This is a genomic window from Arthrobacter sp. 10T425 (assembly GCF_056393985.1).
This window is the reverse complement of sequence record NZ_JBFTGZ010000014.1, coordinates 95119-112830: the sequence shown is the minus strand read 5'-3', so window position 1 is coordinate 112830 and position 17712 is coordinate 95119. Positions and strand designations below refer to the sequence as shown.

Below are 17712 nucleotides of genomic sequence, written 5' to 3'. Positions count from 1 at the left end.
TCTTTTGCAAGACCTCATCCTTCACGGGCGATGCGTTGCGCCTCAGGTGCGGGCAGGCTGACCAATAAGGTCTGCATTAGGACCTCAAGATGTTCCGCCGGCCCCGACGGTTTCATGCGCTAAGCGTAAGGTCAGGCTCCGGCGGACACGATTCGAGGAGTATCGATGGACACGAATAGCTTCTGGGACGTTCTGCTCTGGAGTTTCTGGTTCTTCATCTGGATCGCTGCGCTGATGGTGTGGTTCCGCTGCCTGATGGACTTGTTCAGCGACCACGAGCTCAGCGGCTGGGCCAAGGCCGGCTGGGTTATCCTGCTGATCTTCGTTCCCTGGCTCGGCGCCCTCATCTACCTGATCGCCCGGGGCCGGAGCATGACCGATCGTCAGATGAAGATGCTGGCCCAGCAGCAGGCTGCCCAGCAGGAGTACATCAAGCAGGCCGCAGGCTCGACGGCCAGCCCGGCCGGCCAGATCGCCGATGCCAGGGCGCTGCTTGATTCCGGAGCCATCAACCAGACCGAGTTTGATTCCCTCAAGGCAAAGGCCTTGGCCTGACACGAAAACGGGCTACGCCCGACATGAGAATCACCTGGCTTGGTCACTCCACGGTGGTTCTGGATCTCGACGGGGTTCGGATCCTCACCGATCCGCTGCTCCGTTCCCATGCCGGGTTGCTCCGACGCCTGGCACCGCGTCCGGACCCGGTCTCGTGGGACCGACCGGACGCGGTGCTCCTCTCTCACCTGCACCACGACCACGCCGAGTTGCGCTCCCTGCGCATGCTGCCCGGGGCACCGCTGATGAGCGCGCCGGCGAACGTGGCCTGGCTGCGTCGCCGAAAGCTGGCGCACACAGTTTCCTTGGGCGACGGCTGGACCCCGGTAGGCAGCGGCGTCCAGATTCGCCAGGTGCCGGCCGAGCATCGCAGCCGGCCAATGCCGCACCGGCCCAACGACGCCAATGGCCAGCTCGTCCGCGGCCAGTCGGGCATCGTGTGGATCGCGGGTGACACGGGCTTGTTCCCGGAGATGGGCGCGCTCCCCGCCATGGCCGGAGGGCCGATCGATGTCGCCCTGGTGCCGGTCTGGGGGTGGGGACCGAGGCTCTCGGCGGGGCACCTGACTCCGGAGACCGCCGCACGGGCTGTCGCGATGAGCGGCGCACGGTTCGCCCTGCCGGTGCACTGGGGGACGCTGCACCCTCCGTTCGTCACCTACTTTGCCCGGAGCTGGCTCGAGCGGCCCGGCCACCGGTTCGCCACTGCCGTGGCGGAACAGGCGCCCGGCTGCACGGCAGTCGTCCTCGCTCCCGGCCAGACCTGGGTCGCGTCCTCGTAAGCCCAGGGCCTCGAATTGGACCCGCCCCGGGAAATCCCCCCGTTGGTCGCTCAGCCGCGGGACGCCGTCGTGGTGCGCTGGCCACAGGACTCAAGCATCGCCACCAGCACCCGGTGGAGTTCCCCGGCACCCTCGATCCGCTCGGGCAGCCCCGCCATGAGATCGGCCGGGCCCATCAGCACGGCGCGGTCCTGCCAACCCCCCAGACCCCCGTGGGATCCGACGAGGCCTTCGAATGCTGCAACGTCGCCGGTCACGGGATCCACCGCGCTGTTGACATAGAGATCCGGCGCCTCGGGGTGCATCAGCGCGAGATTCAGCACCCGCGCCGCATGCGGCCCGAAACCGGCCAGCGGGTCGGTGCCCTCCACTGCCCCGCTGGTGATATTGACGCGCCCGCCGCTTCCGATCGCCCACGCCCCGCCCTCCTCATCGATGCCGGCCACGAACCCGACGCCGGGATGGCCCGCCAGGCCAGGGACCAGGGCAGGCCACCGATGCTCGAGGGCCTGGAGACTCAGGCGCCGGTCACCGCGCAGGTACACCAGGCCCAGGTTGCCCGAGCCCAACACGACCACCGGATCCTCCGCGCCGCCTGGGCCGGAAGTCTGCTGTGCCGGCGTCTCTTGTGCCTTGGTCAGCACCTCGTCGGCACGGCCGGCGAGCTTCCCGGACAATCCGCCAGAGGCAACGTCGCCGGCGAGGGAGTCCGCGCGCCCGAGCCCCTCGACGGACGCGTCCACGTTCTGAACGTGTTCCTGCATCAGTTCCGCGCACAGATCACCAAGCGCCTGGCCATACCGGTCCGCGAACGGCGTGCCCTGGGACTGGCCGTGGTCCGAGAGCACCACCAGCCGGTAGCGGCGGGGAGCGGACCCGGCGAGTTCGGCCAAGGCACCGAGCGTGCGGTCCAAGCCATCCAGGGCTGCAAGCGACTCGGGGCGGAACATGCCTGCGTGGTGGGCGATCTCGTCGTAGTCAACGTAGTCGACATAGATGCACTTCGTGCCGCGACGCAGCTCCTCTGCCACCAGCGCCGTGTTCAGGTCCCGCAGCAGACCGTTGGTGACTGCCCGCAGCAGGGCGAAGGTCCAGTCCCGCCGCACCCGCGGATTGAGGTCACGTTTGACCTGTCTCCGGGCCTGCCAACGCTCCTTGAAGATCTCGGCGACGGTCCGCGTGAAGCTGCGCATGAAGCCGTTCGGGGTGGCAAAAAACCAGGCGAACGCCCGGCGGGTTTGGGTCGAGCCGCGCCGGACCTCTACCCGGCTCATCGTCAAAAACGAGCGGGGCGCGTCACCGGTGAACAGGTTCGAGATGGAGACGCCGTCGTCGCAGAGCAGTCCCTGGCCGGTGCTGTGCCTGTCCTCGATCACCCGGGCGTCTGCCGGACGGTTGGCCACCAGGACGCGTTGGAGCTCACGGTCATACCACCGGAAGGCCGGGATCCCGGCGACCGTGCCGTGCAGAATGCCCATCTGGCTCGCCGGCGTCGTGCAAGGCAGCTGGGGAGTCCATTCACGGAACTGATAATCCCCCGAGGCCAGCCAGCGGCGGAGATGGGGCACTCCCCCGGACTGGATAGCCCACTGCAGCACCGGGAAGGGGACCCCGTCGAGCTGGACGAACAGGACACCGTCCACCTCCGGATCGGTCACCGTTTCCTGCCGGCGTGCCCGTCCTGCCAGCGAGGTGATGAGGCCGTCATCGGTTCCGGCTGTGGTGGCCCACGAAATGAGCGTGCCCACCACGGCACTGACCCAGGTAGCGGCGAGGGCTGTCAACGGCGTCGACTCGATGCCGGGCACCAGACGGATGGCGACGTACATGATCAGGGCCTGCCCCACCAGGGCGGTAAGAAGTACTGCCACCCAGCCCACCCTGGCCGAGATCTCCACCAGCACGGGGCGCAGGACCAGGCCGACGAGGCCGGCTGCCGCCGCCACGGCGGCGTATGACCACCAGCTGGCCGCAGAGAACCCCGGAAGCAGGGCGCCGGTGATAATGAGGGCTACAGTCGAGGCAGCCCAGGCAAGGGCCAGCCTGGCGAGGTCTGATATTCGGGTGCCGCGGGTGCGGGCAACGCGCGTCGGCATTTTCCCAGTATGGCTGTCGGCAACCGGCTCGCACCCACCCTCACAGGGTGAGAATCACGGGCCGGGAGAAAATCAGTCAGCCTGCGCGGTGTCCGGTCCGCGATCGCCGGGGGACGTTCCCGCGGGCGCAGCAGGTCCGTACGGGCTAGTCGTCCTCGTCCTTGTCCCAAGCCTCATTGCGCGCCTTGACCTTTTCCAGGGCGTGTTCGGCTTCCTCACGGGTCTTGTACGGTCCGATCAGCTGGCTCCAGTCGGACATCGCGTCTTCCTCGATCTCGTGGGTGTTGACGTTGTACCAGTATTCGGGCATCGGGGCTCCTTCATGGCCCGGAGCGTGTCCGGGTGTCTTTTCCGGGCTGTATTTTCCGGGCTGTATTTTCCGGGGCGAGCCCGGGGGCTTATATGATCAATCTATGCCTTCTCTAGCCTCAACTGCACCCATCGGCACGCTGGTCCCGGGGACAGTGAGCCCGCAGCTTCCCGTGCCGCCGTCCATCCCGCGTCCGGAATATGTGGGCAAGCCGGCTCCTGCGAAGTTCACAGGGTCCGAGGTCAAGTCGGCGGAGACCATCGAGAAGATCCGGATCGCCTCCAAGATCGCCGCCCAGGCCATAGTGGAGGTCGGCAGGCACATCGAACCCGGCGTCACCACCGACCAGCTGGACCGGGTGGGCCATGAGTTCCTGCTGGACCACAACGCGTACCCCTCCACCCTCGGATACCGGGGCTTTCCGAAGTCCCTGTGTTCGTCCCTCAACGAGGTCATCTGCCACGGGATCCCGGACAGCACGGTGGTCCGGGACGGCGACATCCTCAACATCGACATCACGGCCTTCATCGGCGGCGTCCATGGCGACACCAACTACACCTTCCTGGTCGGCGACGTCGACGAGGAGTCCCGCCTCCTCGTCGAGCGCACCCGGGAATCGCTGACCCGCGCCATCCGGGCGGTGGCTCCCGGACGCGAAATCAACGTGATCGGCCGGACCATCGAGTCCTACGCAAAGCGCTTCGGCTACGGCGTGGTCCGCGACTTTACCGGGCACGGAGTTGGCGAAGCCTTCCACACCGGGCTGATCATTCCGCACTATGACGCGGCCCCGGCATACAACACCACCATGGAAACCGGTATGGTGTTCACGATCGAGCCGATGCTGACCCTGGGCACCGTTGACTGGGACATGTGGGCCGATGACTGGACCGTCGTGACCCGCGACCGCAAGCGCACCGCCCAGTTCGAGCACACCCTGCTCGTGACGGAGTCCGGTGCCGAGGTCCTCACGCTGCCCTGACCGTCTGCTCCACACGCTAGTTCACGGAGCCACCCCGCTCTTTCACCACCGGCCCTGCCCGGTCACTACAGCCCGCCCCTGCCACGAACGGAACGACATTGGCCAAGAAGGACGAAAAGTCGAAGAAGAACGCCCCCCTGATCGGCATTGACATCGGTGGGACCGGAATCAAGGGCGGGATCGTGGACCTGAAGAAGGGGAAGCTGATCGGTGACCGCGTGCGCTTCCCGACGCCGCAGCCCTCCACTCCTGAGTCGGTGGCCGAAGTCGTCGCGCAGGTTGTCGCCGAGCTCTCGGCCCGTTCCGATGCCCCCGACGCCAGCAGCCCCGTGGGCGTGACCTTCCCCGGCATCATCCAGCACGGCGTGGTCCATTCGGCCGCGAATGTGGACAAGTCGTGGCTGGAAGCCGACATCGATGCCATGCTCACGGCGCGTCTCGGCCGCCCGGTGGAGGTCATCAATGACGCCGACGCCGCGGGACTCGCCGAGGCCCGCTTCGGTGCCGGCGAGGGAGTGGCCGGCACGGTGCTGGTGATCACCCTTGGCACCGGCATCGGCTCGGCGTTCATCTTCGACGGCAAGCTGGTTCCCAACGCCGAACTCGGTCACCTGGAGATTGACGGCTTCGACGCCGAGACCAAGGCCTCGGCCGTGGCCCGTGAGCGCGAGGGCCTCAGCTGGGAACAGTACAGCGTCCTGCTGCAGCGCTACTTCTCCCACGTGGAATTCCTGTTTTCCCCCGAGCTCTTCATTGTGGGCGGCGGCATCTCCAAGCGTGCGGACGAGTACCTGCCGCACATGAAGCTGCGCACGCCGATCGTCCCGGCCGAGCTGAAGAACGACGCCGGGATCGTGGGCGCGGCCATCGAGATTGCCCTCAAGCACAAGCTGGCAAAATAAAGGCCCATCGCGCCGCAAAAACCAATTGAGCTATCACTCCGGGTCGTTCTGAACGCTGGGAACGACCCGGAGTGATAGCTCAATTTCTTTGTGGAGCGGTGACGTGGAGCCGGTGGTGGCTGCGGCTTCCCCTCCGCTGCCACCACCGGAGTCTGTGGTGGATCCTGGGACGCAGTCGCCAGGACAATCAGGACATTTACGACGGCGCCTGCAGCGGCCGCTTGTCCGGGCTCTTGCCGTCCCGGCCCTTGGTCTCTGCCTCATGGCGAAGCAGGGAAATCGCCGATTCGAAGTCCTCGAGCGATTCGAAGGCCTGGTAGACGCTGGCGAACCGCAGGTAGGCAACCTCGTCGAGACGCTGCAGCGGCTCCAGGATCGCCAGCCCGACTTCGTGGGCCTCGATTTCGGCGGCGCCGGAGCCCCGGATCGCCTCCTCGACTTCCTGCGCCAGCAAGGCGAGATCGTCTTCGGTGACCGGGCGGCCCTGGCAGGCCTTGCGCACGCCGTTGATGACCTTGCTGCGGCTGAACGGCTCGCCGACCCCGGAGCGCTTGATGACGGTCAGGCTCGTGGTTTCCACGGTGGTGAACCGGCGGCCGCATTCGGGGCACTGACGGCGGCGCCGGATGGCGGAGCCGTCATCGGCGATCCGACTGTCCACGACGCGCGAATCAGGGTTTCGGCAGAACGGGCAATACATGTCGGTTCCTCCCCTGTCGCAATCCGCTGTGACTTCAGTTTACGACTAGATGTAGCTGAATAACAAGCCTGTAATTACTACATGTAGTGGTCTGGGTCCTGAACTACCGTGCGGCGAACCGCACCGTGACGGCCTCGCCATGCGCCGGCAGGTCCTCCGCGCCGGAGAGGCTGACGATATGGCCGCTGACCTGCTCCAACGCGGCCCGGCTGTAGTTGATGACCTGGATGGCGCGCAGGAACGTGGTCACATTCAGTCCGGAGGAGAAGGCCGCGGTGCCGCTGGTAGGCAGCACGTGGTTGGAGCCGGCGCAATAGTCCCCCAGGCTCACGGGGCTGTAGTCCCCCACGAAGATCGCACCGGCGCTGCGGATCCGGCCGGCCACCCGGGCGGCGTCGGCGGTCATGATCTCAAGGTGTTCCGCGGCGTACGCGTCGCAGGCGGCAATGCCCTGCTCCAGGTCCTCGACCAGCACCACCCCGGACTGCGGGCCCGAGAGCGCCTCGCGGACGCGGCTGGAGTGCTTGGTGGCAGCGGCCTGCCGCTCAAGCTCCACGCGGACCTCTGCGGCGAGGGCCTCGGAGTCGGTGAACAGCACCGATGCAGCCTTGGGGTCGTGCTCGGCCTGGCTGATGAGGTCCGCGGCCACGAGGGCAGGACTGGCGGTGGCGTCCGCGAGGATCGCGATCTCCGTGGTGCCGGCCTCGGAATCGATCCCGACAACCCCTTTGACCAGGCGCTTGGCGGTGGCCACGAAGATATTGCCCGGACCGGTGACGACATCCACGGGGTCGATCCCGGGGAGGTGGCCGCCGTCGGACGCGTCGGCCGGGATGCCGTAGGCGAAGGCCGCAATGGCCTGCGCCCCGCCAATCGCGTAGACCTCCTCGATGCCCAGCAGACAGGCCGCAGCCAGGATCGTGGGGTGCGGGAGGCCGCCGAAGTTCTTTTGCGGCGGCGAGGCCAGGGCAATCGATTCGACGCCGGCGGCCAGGGCCGGGACCACGTTCATGATCACCGAGGACGGGTAGACCGCCAGGCCGCCGGGGACATAGAGCCCCACGCGCGCCACCGGCACCCAGTTCTGGCTGACGACGGCACCCTCGCCGAGTTCGACGTCGATGTTCGCCGGGCGCTGGGCGTCGGCGAAGGCGCGGGCCCGCTTGATGGACTCCTCCAGGGCCGCGCGGACGGCGGGATCCAGGTTCTCGAGGGCTGCACGCAGCGCCTCGGCCGGGACGCGGGGATGCGTCTGCTCGACGCCGTCGAAAGCCAGCGCCAGCTCCCGCAGTGCGCCGAAGCCCCGCGCGCGGACCGCGGAGATGATATCCAGGACCTTGCCCTCGGCGTCGGCCATCGTCCCGGACTGTGCCCGGGGCACGGCTGCGCGGAGTCCCGCGAGAGACAGGTGCGCACCGCGCACGTCCACCGTGCGGAAGTTAAGGGCGGCGGTCATCGGGGTCACGGGGCTGTCAGGAGTTAGGCTCACCCGTTCATTTTACGTGCCCCGCCGCGGCGGGGTTTGCCGCCGTTGCCCGGGAAGAGGCTGTTCAGGAAGATGGCCAGGGCGATCGCTGCCGGCCAGATGGCGAGGACCGCATAGGAGCGCAGGGAGAAGGCGACGCTGGCGCTGGCCGAAGTATCTGCCGGCGCTCCCCACCATTGGGCGCTGAGCACACCGGTTCCCCACGCGATGAGCGCACCGGCAGCGCCGGCGAGGACCACGAGGACAACAGTGCCGGGGCCGGGCTGCTGGTGCTTGTTGCCGGCGACGAACGACCCGGCAATGCACCCTGCGAGCAGGCACAGCCCCGCCAGCACAAGGTCACGGGGCAGCCAGGTGGCGGTGTTGGTGCCGGCGGCGAGGTCAGGGTTTCCGGTCAGGAGATTCAGGCCCGACGGCGCCAGAAGCCACCAAAGCAGCCCCACCGGGATGCCGGCGGCCGCGATGACCGCGGCCTTCCGCCATGTCCCCCCGGAACCGGGCTGCCCCTCGGGACGCCGCTCGGGCTGTGCGGGCTCCCCGGCGTGGTGGACGGGGCCGTCGACTGCGGACTGTGTCATGCAACAAACCGTAACAAGGATTCCCGCGGCGCATGACGCCGGCCGGCAGCACATGACGGGAGACGTAAAGAAAATGCCGCACTCGATTCCCCTGCGCAATACGCTGGCAGAGTAGAAGTACGACACGCACGTGCAGCAGGGAGTTGGATCGCAGTGGCCACAGATGAAGGTATTTTCGAGGGAACATTCAGGGAAATGTTCCGCCGGCACGCGGCGGGCGTGGCCATCATCACGGCCAACCACAACGGCGTCCCGTTCGGATTCACGGCGACCTCCGTGGCCTCTCTGTCCGCCAAGCCGCCGCGCTTTACGTTCAACATGGCCAGGACCTCCAGCTCGTGGCCGGCCGTGGCGAACACGACCTACATTGGCGTGCACATGCTCGGGCTGGAAAACCAGGAGCTCGCCGACCGTTTCGCCCGGGCCGGCAACCGGTTCGACGGCGACCACTGGGAGCTCGGACCCCACGAGGTGCCCGTGCTCAAGGGAGTCAGCGGCTGGCTGATCGGCAAGGTCCAGATGCGGCTCTCCTTCGAGAACAACGCGGTCGTGGTGGTCGAGGTGGTGGAGGGCCAGGTCGGCGACGACGGTGTTCCCCTGCTCTACCACTCCGGGGCCTACAGCCAGCCCGTTCCGCTCGACTACGAGATCTGACAGACGCCTCTACGGGCCACGGCAAATTAACACGGCACATTAAAACTTCCCCGGTGGTGCATCCGGCGACGGCCTTCGGCCGGTATTAAGGGTGTAAGCACAACCACCGCCCCCATGTGGGCCCCGATGAGGAGTTGGAAATGCGCAAGACACTCTCTGCAGCCACCGGAGCAATGACGCTGCTGGCAGCACTGGCCCTGGCCGCCCCGGCCCAGGCCGGGACCTGGCATCACCGCGACGAGGGAACGGCAAAACTGTCCGTCCTCCACGGCGTTCCGGGCCTTACCGTCGATGTCTGGGTCGACGGCAAACTCGCCCTGGACAACTTCAAACCGGGCACATTGGCCGGGCCGTTGAACGTCCCCGACGGAGACCACAAGGTCGCCATCACCGGCGCCGACGCCACCAGCGCCGACCACCCCGTGATAGGCCCGGTCACAGTGGACCTCGAAGAAGGTCGGGACTACACAGCGGTCGCACATCTGGCCGCTGACGGGACGCCCACGGCCACCCTTTTCACCAATGACACCTCCGCCAGCCCGGATGGAAAGGGCAAGCTGACCGTCCGGCACGTCGCTGCGGCGCCCGCCGTCGATGTCCTGGCCGGTGGCAACGCGGTCATTGAGGGACTCACCAACCGGCATCAAAAGACCCTCACTCTCAAGGCCGGAACCGTCCCGGCCTCGGTCGCAGCCGAGGGAACCACTGCCCCGCTGATCGGTCCGGCCGACATCAAGGTCACTGCGGGGAAAAACACCATCGTCTACGCCTGGGGAAGCCTCGCCGACAACAACCTTGGGGCCGCCGTACAGGTAGTGGACTCCTCATCGCGCGGACACAAAGGCCACCACGAGTAAGCCAACCGGAGCTCCAGCAGGCATCCTGTTTTCTCGCCCGGTGGGGTCGCATCAACCGCGGCCCCACCGGCACGCACACAGCGACAGCCCGGAAGGCTGACCCAGTTCGACCATGGCGGAGTCCCCGCGCGAGCGGCATAATGTGGTGCAACAGGGGCCACTGCCGCTCAAAGGAGCATCTGATGGAGGCTGCCGCATCGCACGATTGGGACTCCGGTCTCGACCAAGCATTTGCCGGCGGCGACGAACACGTCCTCGCGGAGGCGTACCGACGGTTCAGTCCGCTCGTCTACACGCTGGCGCTAAGATCCTTGGGAGAGCGTGCCGCTGCCGACGACGTCACCCAGGAGGTCTTCATTCGGGCCTGGAAATCACGGACCACATTTCGCCCGGAGGCGGCGCGGCTGCCGGCATGGCTGATCGGAATCGCCCGCAATGCAATCTCCGATGCCTTGTCCGCTCGCTCCCGCCAGCGCCATCTCGAACAAGCAGCCACTCTCTTGGTCGTTGACCCCGCTTCCCGCCCGGACGCCGGGGACGTAGAAGAGGTCGCCGACCGCCTGACGTTGGACGAAGAACTGGAGCATTTAGGGGATCCACAGCAAGCAATAATGCGGCTGGCGTTCTATGAAGACCTGACTCACGACCAGATCTCGTCGCGCCTCAACCTGCCGCTCGGTACTGTCAAAAGCCACATCCGGCGCAGCCTCACCCGCTTACGCACCCGCCTGGAGGTGGAACATGGAACACCTTGACGCCGAACTTCTTAGTCTGCTGGCCCTTGGCGAGCCCCTGGGCACGGACGCCGACGCCGACCACCTCGCCACCTGCCCCGCGTGCAGCGAAACCCTCCGAGGCCTGCAACATGCCGTGCACGTTGCCACCCTCGACACCGCAGGCGTCGAACTCGAGCAACCCGGCAGCCAGAACTGGGCCGCCATCCATCAGGCCCTCGGCCTCTCGCCGGCCCTCGCAACGGATCCCTTGAGCCAGCCCAGCTCCGGGCACCCTGCACCGGAGAAACCAGCCGCACCGGAGAAACCTGCCGCGGCGGAGGCGCGCCCGAACCACGGCGGCGGCACAAAGCCGGCACCGATACCACTGCGGCCCCGCGCCAAAGACAGGCATGGCCGTCCCGGTCTGTGGGTTATCGCGGCTGCGGCCGGAATCGTTCTTGGCACGGCCGCCGGATGGACCGCTGCCGGAGTTCTCGGACACACCGGCACTCCCACACCCACCTCCACCCAGTCGGGTCCCGCTTCGACAGTCGTCGCCCAAACGTCCCTGACTCCGCTGCCCGCACATACCGGGAGCGGAGACGCCCGGGTAGAGCAACTCCCCGATGGAACCCGGCACCTGATCATCCGGCTCTCCAACGACCACATCACCGGATTCCGGGGAGTGTGGGTCGGCTCTGCCGACCTGTCCAGAATGGTCAGCCTGGGTGTCCTCGACAATGAATCCGGCATCTTCACCATCCCGGACGGCATTGATCTGGCCCAGTACCCCATCGTGGACGTCTCCAACCAGCCATACAACGGGAACCCGGCCCACTCCGCCGACAGCATCGCCCGGGGAACGCTCAACCCGAAAACATGATCCTCGGATGCTGTTCGTGAACCCTCGCGGGGCGGCGATACTCAGGGTGCCCTGGATCGCTCAGCCTTGCCTGGCCGCCAGCAACCCCCTGCATGTCAGTTATCCAAACAGGTCGGGCCGAGCAGCACCTTCAGATCGCCGAACAGTGACGGGCTCGGGTTGACGCGCAGGTGCACCGGCAGGCCCATGACCTCCACCCGGGTGTCGCCCTGCAGGTGCAGGCGGACCTCCGAATTTCCGCGGTGGGTGCGCAGCACGTCGCCCAGCTCGGTGACCACGGCCTCGGTGGCCTTGTGCGTGGCCATGGTGATCACCACGGGCCCGTTCTGGCTGTCGCTGAGGTCCGGCACGGAGAGTTCCATGCAGTTCAAGGTGACGGCGCCGTCGTCGCGCCGCTGCAGCCGGCCCTTGACCACCACGATCAGGTCCTCCGCGAGCACCGAGGCGATGGGGCCGTAGACCTGGCCGAAGAACATGACCTCCATGGAACCGGCGAGGTCCTCGATTTCGGCCCGGGCGTAGGCGTTGCCGCTGGCCTTGGCGATCCGCCGGCTGAGCGAGGTGATCATACCGGCGATGGTCACGATCGAGCCGTCCGGCGGGCCGTCTTCGGCGATGATCGAGGTGATCGACCGGTCGGCGTGCTGGCTCAGGAGCCCTTCCAGTCCTTGCAGCGGGTGGTCGGAGACGTAGAGGCCGAGCATGTCGCGCTCGAACGCCAGTTTGTCCTTCTTCTCCCATTCCGGCAGGTCCGGGATCTCGGTGCTGAGCGACGCCTCGGGCTCCTGGTCCTCAAAGCCGGCGAAGAGGTCGAACTGGCCGATCGCCTCGTTGCGCTTGAGGGTGATGACGGAGTCGATCGCTTCTTCATGGATCATGGCCAGGGCCCGCCGGGGGTGGCCGAGCGAGTCGAAGGCGCCGGCCTTGATCAGGGATTCGATGGTGCGCTTGTTGCAGACCACTGCCGGGACCTTCAGGAGGTAGTCCTTGAAGGAGGTGTAGGCGCCTTCTTTTTCGCGCGCCGCCACCATGGCTTCGACGGCGTTCACGCCGACGTTGCGGATGGCGCCCATGCCGAAGCGGATGTCGGTGCCCACAGGGGTGAAGTTGAGGGCTGACTCGTTGACGTCGGGCGGCAGCACCGTGATGCCCATGCGCCGGCATTCGTTGAGGTAGATCGCCGACTTGTCCTTGTCGTCGCCCACTGAGGTCAGCAGGGCAGCCATGTACTCCGGCGCGTAGTGCGCCTTCAGGTACGCGGTCCAGTAGGAGATCACGCCGTAGGCGGCCGAGTGCGCCTTGTTGAAGGCGTAGTCGGAGAACGGCAGCAGGATGTCCCAGAGGGTCTTGACCGCGGCCATGGAATAGCCGTTGTCCTGCATGCCCTGGGAGAAGCCGGCGAACTGCTTGTCCAGCTCGGATTTCTTCTTCTTGCCCATGGCGCGGCGCAGGATATCGGCCTGGCCCAGGGTATAGCCGGCGAGCTTCTGCGCCACGGCCATGACCTGCTCCTGGTACACGATCAGCCCGTAGGTCCCGCCGAGGATCTCGGACAGCGGTTCCTCGAGCTCCGGGTGGATCGGTATGACTTCCTGGATCTTGTTCTTGCGCAGCGCGTAGTCGGTGTGCGCGTTGGCGCCCATGGGTCCGGGCCGGTAGAGGGCCAGCACGGCGGAGATGTCCTCGAAGTTGTCAGGCTTCATCAGCTTGAGCAAGGACCGCATGGGGCCGCCGTCGAGCTGGAAGACGCCCAGTGTGTCTCCGCGGGCCAGCAGTTCGTAGGACGCCGTGTCATCCAACTCGAGCGTTTCGAGGTCGAGCTCGATGCCGCGGTTCATTTTGATGTTTTCCAGGGCATCGGAAATGATCGTCAGGTTTCGCAGCCCGAGGAAGTCCATCTTGATCAGGCCGAGGCCTTCGGACGTCGGGTAGTCGAACTGGGTGATGACCTGGCCGTCCTGGAAACGGCGCATGATCGGGATCACGTCGATGATGGGGTCCGAGGACATGATGACGCCGGCGGCGTGCACGCCCCATTGCCGCTTCAGGCCCTCGATGCCCAGCGCCGTCTCGAAGACCTTGGCGGCCTCCGGGTCGGTGCTGATGAGCTGGCGGAAGTCGCCGGCCTCGCTGTAGCGCTTGGAGTCCTTGTTCTGGATGTCGGCCAGCGGGATGTCCTTGGCCATCACGGCCGGCGGGAGCGCCTTGGTCAGCGTCTCGCCCATGCTGAACGGGTAGCCCAGCACGCGCGAGGAGTCTTTGAGGGCCTGCTTGGTCTTGATGGTGCCGTAGGTGACGATCATCGCCACGCGCTCGTCGCCGTATTTGCGCGTGACGTAGTCGATCACTTCGGAACGTCGCCGGTCATCGAAGTCGACGTCGAAGTCAGGCATGGAGACGCGGTCCGGGTTGAGGAAGCGCTCGAAGATCAGGCCGTGGTGCAGCGGGTCCAGGTCGGTGATGCGCATCGCGTAGGCCACCATGGAGCCGGCGCCGGAGCCGCGCCCGGGACCGACCCGGATGCCGTTGTTCTTGGCCCAGTTGATGAAGTCGGCGACGACGAGGAAGTAGCCCGGGAAGCCCATCGAGGTGATGACTTCGAGCTCATAGTCGGCCTGCTTGCGGACCTTGTCCGGGATGCCCTGGGGATAGCGGTAGCGGAGTCCCTTGTCGACCTCCTTGACCAGCCACGACGTTTCGTCCTCCCCCTCCGGGCAGGGGAACCGGGGCATGTAGTTGGCGCCGGTGTTGAAGGAAACTTCGCAGCGTTCGGCGATCAGGAGCGTGTTGTCGCACGCCTCGGGGTGGTCGCGGAACAGTTCGCGCATTTCCTGCGGTGACTTCAGGTAGTAGCCACTGCCGGAGAAGGCGAAGCGCGAGCCGCCGTTGTCGTAGGTCGGCTCCAGGAGGGTGGAACCGGACTGGATGGCCAGCAGGGCCTCATGCGCCTTGGCGTCATGCTCGTGCGTGTAGTGCAGGTCGTTGGTGGCCACCAGCGGCAGGTTCAGGTCCTTGGCCAGGCGCAGGAGGTCACCTGTGACGCGCCGCTCGATGTCCAGGCCGTGGTCCATGAGCTCACAGAAGTAGTTCTCCGCCCCGAAGATGTCGCGGAACTCCGCCGCGGCCTCCAGGGCTTCGCGGTACTGGCCGAGCCGCAGCCGGGTCTGGACCTCGCCGGACGGGCAGCCGGTGGTGGCGATGAGCCCTTCCGAGTAGGTGTTCAGCAGCTCACGGTCCAGCCGGGGCCATTTGCCGAAGACCGAGTCCAGCGAGGCGATCGAGGAGGCCCGGAAAAGGTTCCGCATGCCCACGTTGTTGTAGCTGAGCAGGGTCATGTGCGTGTACGAGCCGCCGCCGGAAATGTCGTCCTTGCGCTGGTGCTCCTCGCCCCAGCGCACACGGGTCTTGTCCGTGCGGGCGGTCCCGGGAGTCACATAGGCTTCGACGCCGATGATGGGTCTGATGCCCTGGTCTGTTGCGCGCTTCCAGAAGTCGAAGGCGCCGAACAGGTAGCCGTGGTCCGTCGTGGCGAGGGCCGGCATGCCGAGCCGTTCGGTTTCGTCGAACAGCTCACCGAGCCGGGCGGCACCGTCCAGCATCGAGTACTCGGTGTGGTTGTGGAGATGGACAAACGAGTCGTTGCTGGAAGTCACCGCACCATTCTAGTGCCGTGCCACGACGGCGGCGTGCAGCCACGGCGGTGGGCACCGAACGGCGGCAACGGGCGGCCCGGCAGAACCCCGTGGATTCAGGCCGCCCGTGCCGTGCGGCTCAGGCGTTTCCGGACTCCAGGACCGTCAGCGCGTACTGCAGGTCCTGCGGGTACTCGCTGGCGACGGTAACCCGCTCCCCTGTCCGCGGGTGGTCGAAGGACAGTTCCCGGGCGTGCAGCCACTGCCGGGTGAGGCCGAGGGTGGCGGCCAGCCTCGGGTCCGCTCCGTAGGTGAGGTCACCGGCGCAGGGGTGGCGCAGGGCCGAGAAATGCACGCGGATCTGGTGGGTGCGGCCCGTTTCGAGGTGCACCTCCACGAGTGAGGCCTTCCCGAAAGCTTCCAGGACCTCATAGTGCGTCACCGAATCACGGCCGTCCTCGGTCACGGCAAACCGCCAGTCATGGCCCGGGTGCCGGCCGATGGGCGCGTCGATGGTGCCCGCCAGCGGATCGGGAAGGCCCTGGACGACGGCGTGGTAGACCTTGTCCACGGTGCGCTCCTTGAATGCGCGCTTGAGCACGGTGTAGGCATTTTCGGTCTTGGCCACCACCATGACACCGGAAGTGCCGACATCGAGCCGATGGACGATGCCGGCGCGCTCCGGGGCGCCCGACGTCGAAATCCGGTAGCCGAGCCCGGCGAGGCCACCCACCACCGTGGGTCCCACCCAGCCGGGCGAAGGGTGGGCGGCGACACCGACCGGTTTGTCGATGACCACAAATTCGTCATCGTCCAGCAGGATCAACAGGTCGTCCACTACTTCCTCCACGATTTCCAGGGGGTCCCTGCGGTCCGGCACCACGACCTCAAGCACGGTGCCCAGGGTGAGTTTGAGGGACTTTCCCACCTTCCCTGCGTTGCTGGTGACGTTGCCTTCGGCGATCAGGACTGCGGCCTGCGAGCGGGAGATGTCCATCAGCCGGGCCAGTCCGGCGTCCACACGGGCACCGGCGAGGTCCTCCGTGACGGTGAATCGGTGGTGCCCGGCGGGTGCGGTGCCGGCTTCGGCGGCCATATCGGCCGCCATATCAGCGGCGTTTCCTGAGGCAGTGTCAGACATCGTTAGCCACCGTATCCTTCGTATGGCGCGAGCCGTCCAGGGAGATTCCGCGGAGCGTGAGCAGGCAGATGATCACGACGGCGGAGACGACGGCGGAGTCGGCGATGTTGAAGATCGCGAAGTTTGGCAGCTGGATGAAGTCCACCACATGGCCCATCGCGAAGGACGGCTCGCGGAACAGCCGGTCCGTCAGGTTGCCGAGTGCGCCGCCGAGCAGCAGTCCCAGCGCCAGAGCCCACCAGAGCGAACCGAGCTTGCGCAGCTGCAGCAGGATCGCGACAGACACGGCCGCCATGATGATCGTGAACACCCAGGTGACGTTCTCGCCGATCGAGAACGCCGCCCCCGAGTTGCGGATGTAGAACCAGTGCAGCAGCGGGGGAAGCACGGGGATCCGCTCACCCTCGGTCATGGTGGTCGTGACCCAGAGCTTGGTGAGCTGGTCGAACACGTAGGCGAAGACCGCGAAGGCAGCGAACAGGACAAACAGCTTTGCCCGCCGCGGCCGGGCGCGCACGGGCTGTGCCGCCTCGACAGGCTGCATGGCGTCTGGTGATGGTGCGTCAGTCATAGGGCTTTCGATCGGGAGCCAGTGCGGGGACCGGGTTCAGGTACCGGCAAGCGCCGGGCACCTGGGCCGGTGCCGGCACGTTGCGGGAAAAGGGAAAAGCCGGCGGCCGAGGAATCCTCAGCCACCGGCTTTCAGAATACTTGCTTTTTGCCCTAGCTGGCTTCGCCAACCTCGGGGGCCGCGACGGAGCCGCGGGCGTCCAGGTCGCGGAGCTGGCCTTCGATGTAGGCCTTCAGGCGTGAGCGGTAGTCGCGCTCGAAGCCGCGAAGCTGCTCGACCTTGCGTTCCAGGACGGAGCGCTGCTGCTCGAGGGCACCGAGGATCTTGCGGGACTTTTCCTGCGCATCGTTGACGAGGCTGCTGGCCTCGATCTGAGCTTCAGCGATGATTTTGTCCCGCTGCTGCTCGCCGTCGGCGACGTGCTTGTCGTGCATCTGCTGCGCCATGGCGAGCAGGCCGGCGGCGGACTCCGACGCCGGGGTGGCGGCGCTGCGCGCCGGCTCGACAACCTGGGCGGCCTTGGCGGCCTGCTCGGCTTCCTTCTTCTTAGCGGCTTCTGCGGCCGCCTTTGCCTTGGCCTCGGCCTCGGCCTTGGCGGTGTCTTCCTTCTCGGCCTTGACGGGTGCCGGGACCTTTTCCACCACGGGTGCGGCGGCTGCGGAGCTGGCAGGCGTGCCGGCGCCGGATTCGGCGAGCTTCTTGCGCAGCTCGTCGTTCTCCTGGTTCAGGCGCCGAAGTTCGACGACGATCTCGTCCAGGAAGTCGTCAACCTCGTCCTGGTCGTAGCCTTCGCGGAACTTGGTCGGCTGAAAGCGCTTGTTGACAACGTCTTCTGGCGTCAAAGCCATCTGGTCACCTCGTTGGTCT

At 66.6% G+C, this 17712-nt stretch carries 17 protein-coding genes; 8 read left to right on the top strand and 9 right to left on the bottom strand.

Translation table 11 applies throughout. The annotated features are described in order from the left end of the window. The first annotated feature begins 165 nt into the window (after positions 1-165). Together AC1DDH_RS16120 and AC1DDH_RS16115 are read left to right on the top strand one after the other, a co-directional pair. Positions 166-555, top strand: a complete 390-nt coding sequence (locus AC1DDH_RS16120; RefSeq protein ID WP_028275861.1) for an SHOCT domain-containing protein — start codon at positions 166-168, stop codon at positions 553-555. Between the two features lie 23 nt (positions 556-578). Next, on the top strand, positions 579-1337 hold the full coding sequence (locus AC1DDH_RS16115; RefSeq protein WP_476955814.1) for an MBL fold metallo-hydrolase: 759 nt from the start codon (positions 579-581) through the stop codon (positions 1335-1337). Between the two features lie 50 nt (positions 1338-1387). Here AC1DDH_RS16115 and AC1DDH_RS16110 read toward each other — a convergent pair whose 3' ends face one another. Together AC1DDH_RS16110 and AC1DDH_RS16105 are read right to left on the bottom strand one after the other, a co-directional pair. After that, positions 1388-3433 (bottom strand): phage holin family protein, encoded by a 2046-nt coding sequence (locus AC1DDH_RS16110; RefSeq protein ID WP_476955813.1) that lies wholly within the window; start codon positions 3431-3433, stop codon positions 1388-1390. 145 nt (positions 3434-3578) lie between these two features. Beyond that, positions 3579-3743, bottom strand: coding sequence for an SPOR domain-containing protein (locus AC1DDH_RS16105; protein WP_018772367.1), 165 nt, complete (start codon positions 3741-3743; stop codon positions 3579-3581). Between the two features lie 103 nt (positions 3744-3846). Here AC1DDH_RS16105 and map point away from each other — a divergent pair, with 103 nt between their 5' ends. Together map and ppgK are read left to right on the top strand one after the other, a co-directional pair. Continuing rightward, positions 3847-4725 carry a type I methionyl aminopeptidase gene (gene map / locus AC1DDH_RS16100; protein ID WP_476955812.1) on the top strand — a complete coding sequence of 293 codons (879 nt, stop codon included), beginning with the start codon at positions 3847-3849 and terminating at the stop codon, positions 4723-4725. Positions 4726-4823: 98 nt separating this feature from the next. Further along, entirely contained in the window at positions 4824-5627 is an 804-nt protein-coding gene (ppgK, locus tag AC1DDH_RS16095) for a polyphosphate--glucose phosphotransferase (protein WP_223916650.1), read from the top strand. Positions 5628-5823: 196 nt separating this feature from the next. Here ppgK and nrdR read toward each other — a convergent pair whose 3' ends face one another. The 3 genes from nrdR to AC1DDH_RS16080 form a co-directional block, all read right to left on the bottom strand. Continuing rightward, positions 5824-6327: a transcriptional regulator NrdR gene (gene nrdR / locus AC1DDH_RS16090; RefSeq protein WP_028275865.1), complete on the bottom strand. Its 504-nt coding sequence runs from the start codon at positions 6325-6327 to the stop codon at positions 5824-5826. Between the two features lie 103 nt (positions 6328-6430). Continuing rightward, positions 6431-7783 (bottom strand): histidinol dehydrogenase, encoded by a 1353-nt coding sequence (gene hisD, locus AC1DDH_RS16085; protein ID WP_374208246.1) that lies wholly within the window; start codon positions 7781-7783, stop codon positions 6431-6433. A gap of 29 nt (positions 7784-7812) precedes the next feature. After that, positions 7813-8391 carry a hypothetical protein gene (locus AC1DDH_RS16080; RefSeq protein ID WP_476870581.1) on the bottom strand — a complete coding sequence of 193 codons (579 nt, stop codon included), beginning with the start codon at positions 8389-8391 and terminating at the stop codon, positions 7813-7815. A gap of 195 nt (positions 8392-8586) precedes the next feature. Between AC1DDH_RS16080 and AC1DDH_RS16075 the strand changes: the two genes are divergently transcribed. The 4 genes from AC1DDH_RS16075 (at position 8587) to AC1DDH_RS16060 (ending at position 11501) form a co-directional block, all read left to right on the top strand. Next, a complete protein-coding gene (locus AC1DDH_RS16075; RefSeq protein ID WP_018772361.1) occupies positions 8587-9045 on the top strand; it encodes a flavin reductase family protein in 459 nt (152 codons plus the stop codon). 140 nt (positions 9046-9185) lie between these two features. Next, positions 9186-9902, top strand: coding sequence for a DUF4397 domain-containing protein (locus AC1DDH_RS16070; protein ID WP_230008335.1), 717 nt, complete (start codon positions 9186-9188; stop codon positions 9900-9902). Between the two features lie 182 nt (positions 9903-10084). Continuing rightward, positions 10085-10657: an RNA polymerase sigma factor gene (locus AC1DDH_RS16065; protein WP_476955811.1), complete on the top strand. Its 573-nt coding sequence runs from the start codon at positions 10085-10087 to the stop codon at positions 10655-10657. Continuing rightward, on the top strand, positions 10644-11501 hold the full coding sequence (locus AC1DDH_RS16060; protein ID WP_476955810.1) for an anti-sigma factor: 858 nt from the start codon (positions 10644-10646) through the stop codon (positions 11499-11501). The genes AC1DDH_RS16065 and AC1DDH_RS16060 overlap by 14 nt, the downstream gene beginning before the upstream one ends. Positions 11502-11596: 95 nt before the next feature. On the opposite strand, the gene dnaE is transcribed toward AC1DDH_RS16060, so the two are convergent. From dnaE to AC1DDH_RS16040, 4 genes are all read right to left on the bottom strand, one after another. Then, complete coding sequence (gene dnaE, locus AC1DDH_RS16055; protein ID WP_476850425.1) at positions 11597-15154, bottom strand: DNA polymerase III subunit alpha; 3558 nt, start codon at positions 15152-15154, stop codon at positions 11597-11599. Between the two features lie 118 nt (positions 15155-15272). After that, positions 15273-16241, bottom strand: coding sequence for an RluA family pseudouridine synthase (locus tag AC1DDH_RS16050; RefSeq protein WP_476932365.1), 969 nt, complete (start codon positions 16239-16241; stop codon positions 15273-15275). A 25-nt stretch (positions 16242-16266) separates the two neighbouring features. Next, positions 16267-16845: a signal peptidase II gene (lspA, locus tag AC1DDH_RS16045; protein WP_223916639.1), complete on the bottom strand. Its 579-nt coding sequence runs from the start codon at positions 16843-16845 to the stop codon at positions 16267-16269. A 152-nt stretch (positions 16846-16997) separates the two neighbouring features. Beyond that, positions 16998-17693, bottom strand: a complete 696-nt coding sequence (locus AC1DDH_RS16040) for a DivIVA domain-containing protein (RefSeq protein ID WP_028275874.1) — start codon at positions 17691-17693, stop codon at positions 16998-17000. Positions 17694-17712: the final 19 nt, after the last annotated feature.

What these genes read in the sequence shown, in the direction of transcription:
- AC1DDH_RS16120 (WP_028275861.1), top strand. Translation starts at nt 166, where the DNA reads ATGGACACGAATAGCTTCTGGGACGTTCTGCTCTGGAGTTTCTGGTTC.
- AC1DDH_RS16115 (WP_476955814.1), top strand. Translation starts at nt 579, where the DNA reads ATGAGAATCACCTGGCTTGGTCACTCCACGGTGGTTCTGGATCTCGAC.
- AC1DDH_RS16110 (WP_476955813.1), bottom strand. Translation starts at nt 3,433, where the DNA reads ATGCCGACGCGCGTTGCCCGCACCCGCGGCACCCGAATATCAGACCTC.
- AC1DDH_RS16105 (WP_018772367.1), bottom strand. Translation starts at nt 3,743, where the DNA reads ATGCCCGAATACTGGTACAACGTCAACACCCACGAGATCGAGGAAGAC.
- map (WP_476955812.1), top strand. Translation starts at nt 3,847, where the DNA reads ATGCCTTCTCTAGCCTCAACTGCACCCATCGGCACGCTGGTCCCGGGG.
- nrdR (WP_028275865.1), bottom strand. Translation starts at nt 6,327, where the DNA reads ATGTATTGCCCGTTCTGCCGAAACCCTGATTCGCGCGTCGTGGACAGT.
- hisD (WP_374208246.1), bottom strand. Translation starts at nt 7,783, where the DNA reads ATGACCGCCGCCCTTAACTTCCGCACGGTGGACGTGCGCGGTGCGCAC.
- AC1DDH_RS16080 (WP_476870581.1), bottom strand. Translation starts at nt 8,391, where the DNA reads ATGACACAGTCCGCAGTCGACGGCCCCGTCCACCACGCCGGGGAGCCC.
- AC1DDH_RS16075 (WP_018772361.1), top strand. Translation starts at nt 8,587, where the DNA reads ATGTTCCGCCGGCACGCGGCGGGCGTGGCCATCATCACGGCCAACCAC.
- AC1DDH_RS16070 (WP_230008335.1), top strand. Translation starts at nt 9,186, where the DNA reads ATGCGCAAGACACTCTCTGCAGCCACCGGAGCAATGACGCTGCTGGCA.
- AC1DDH_RS16065 (WP_476955811.1), top strand. Translation starts at nt 10,085, where the DNA reads ATGGAGGCTGCCGCATCGCACGATTGGGACTCCGGTCTCGACCAAGCA.
- AC1DDH_RS16060 (WP_476955810.1), top strand. Translation starts at nt 10,644, where the DNA reads ATGGAACACCTTGACGCCGAACTTCTTAGTCTGCTGGCCCTTGGCGAG.
- AC1DDH_RS16050 (WP_476932365.1), bottom strand. Translation starts at nt 16,241, where the DNA reads ATGGCGGCCGATATGGCCGCCGAAGCCGGCACCGCACCCGCCGGGCAC.
- lspA (WP_223916639.1), bottom strand. Translation starts at nt 16,845, where the DNA reads ATGACTGACGCACCATCACCAGACGCCATGCAGCCTGTCGAGGCGGCA.
- AC1DDH_RS16040 (WP_028275874.1), bottom strand. Translation starts at nt 17,693, where the DNA reads ATGGCTTTGACGCCAGAAGACGTTGTCAACAAGCGCTTTCAGCCGACC.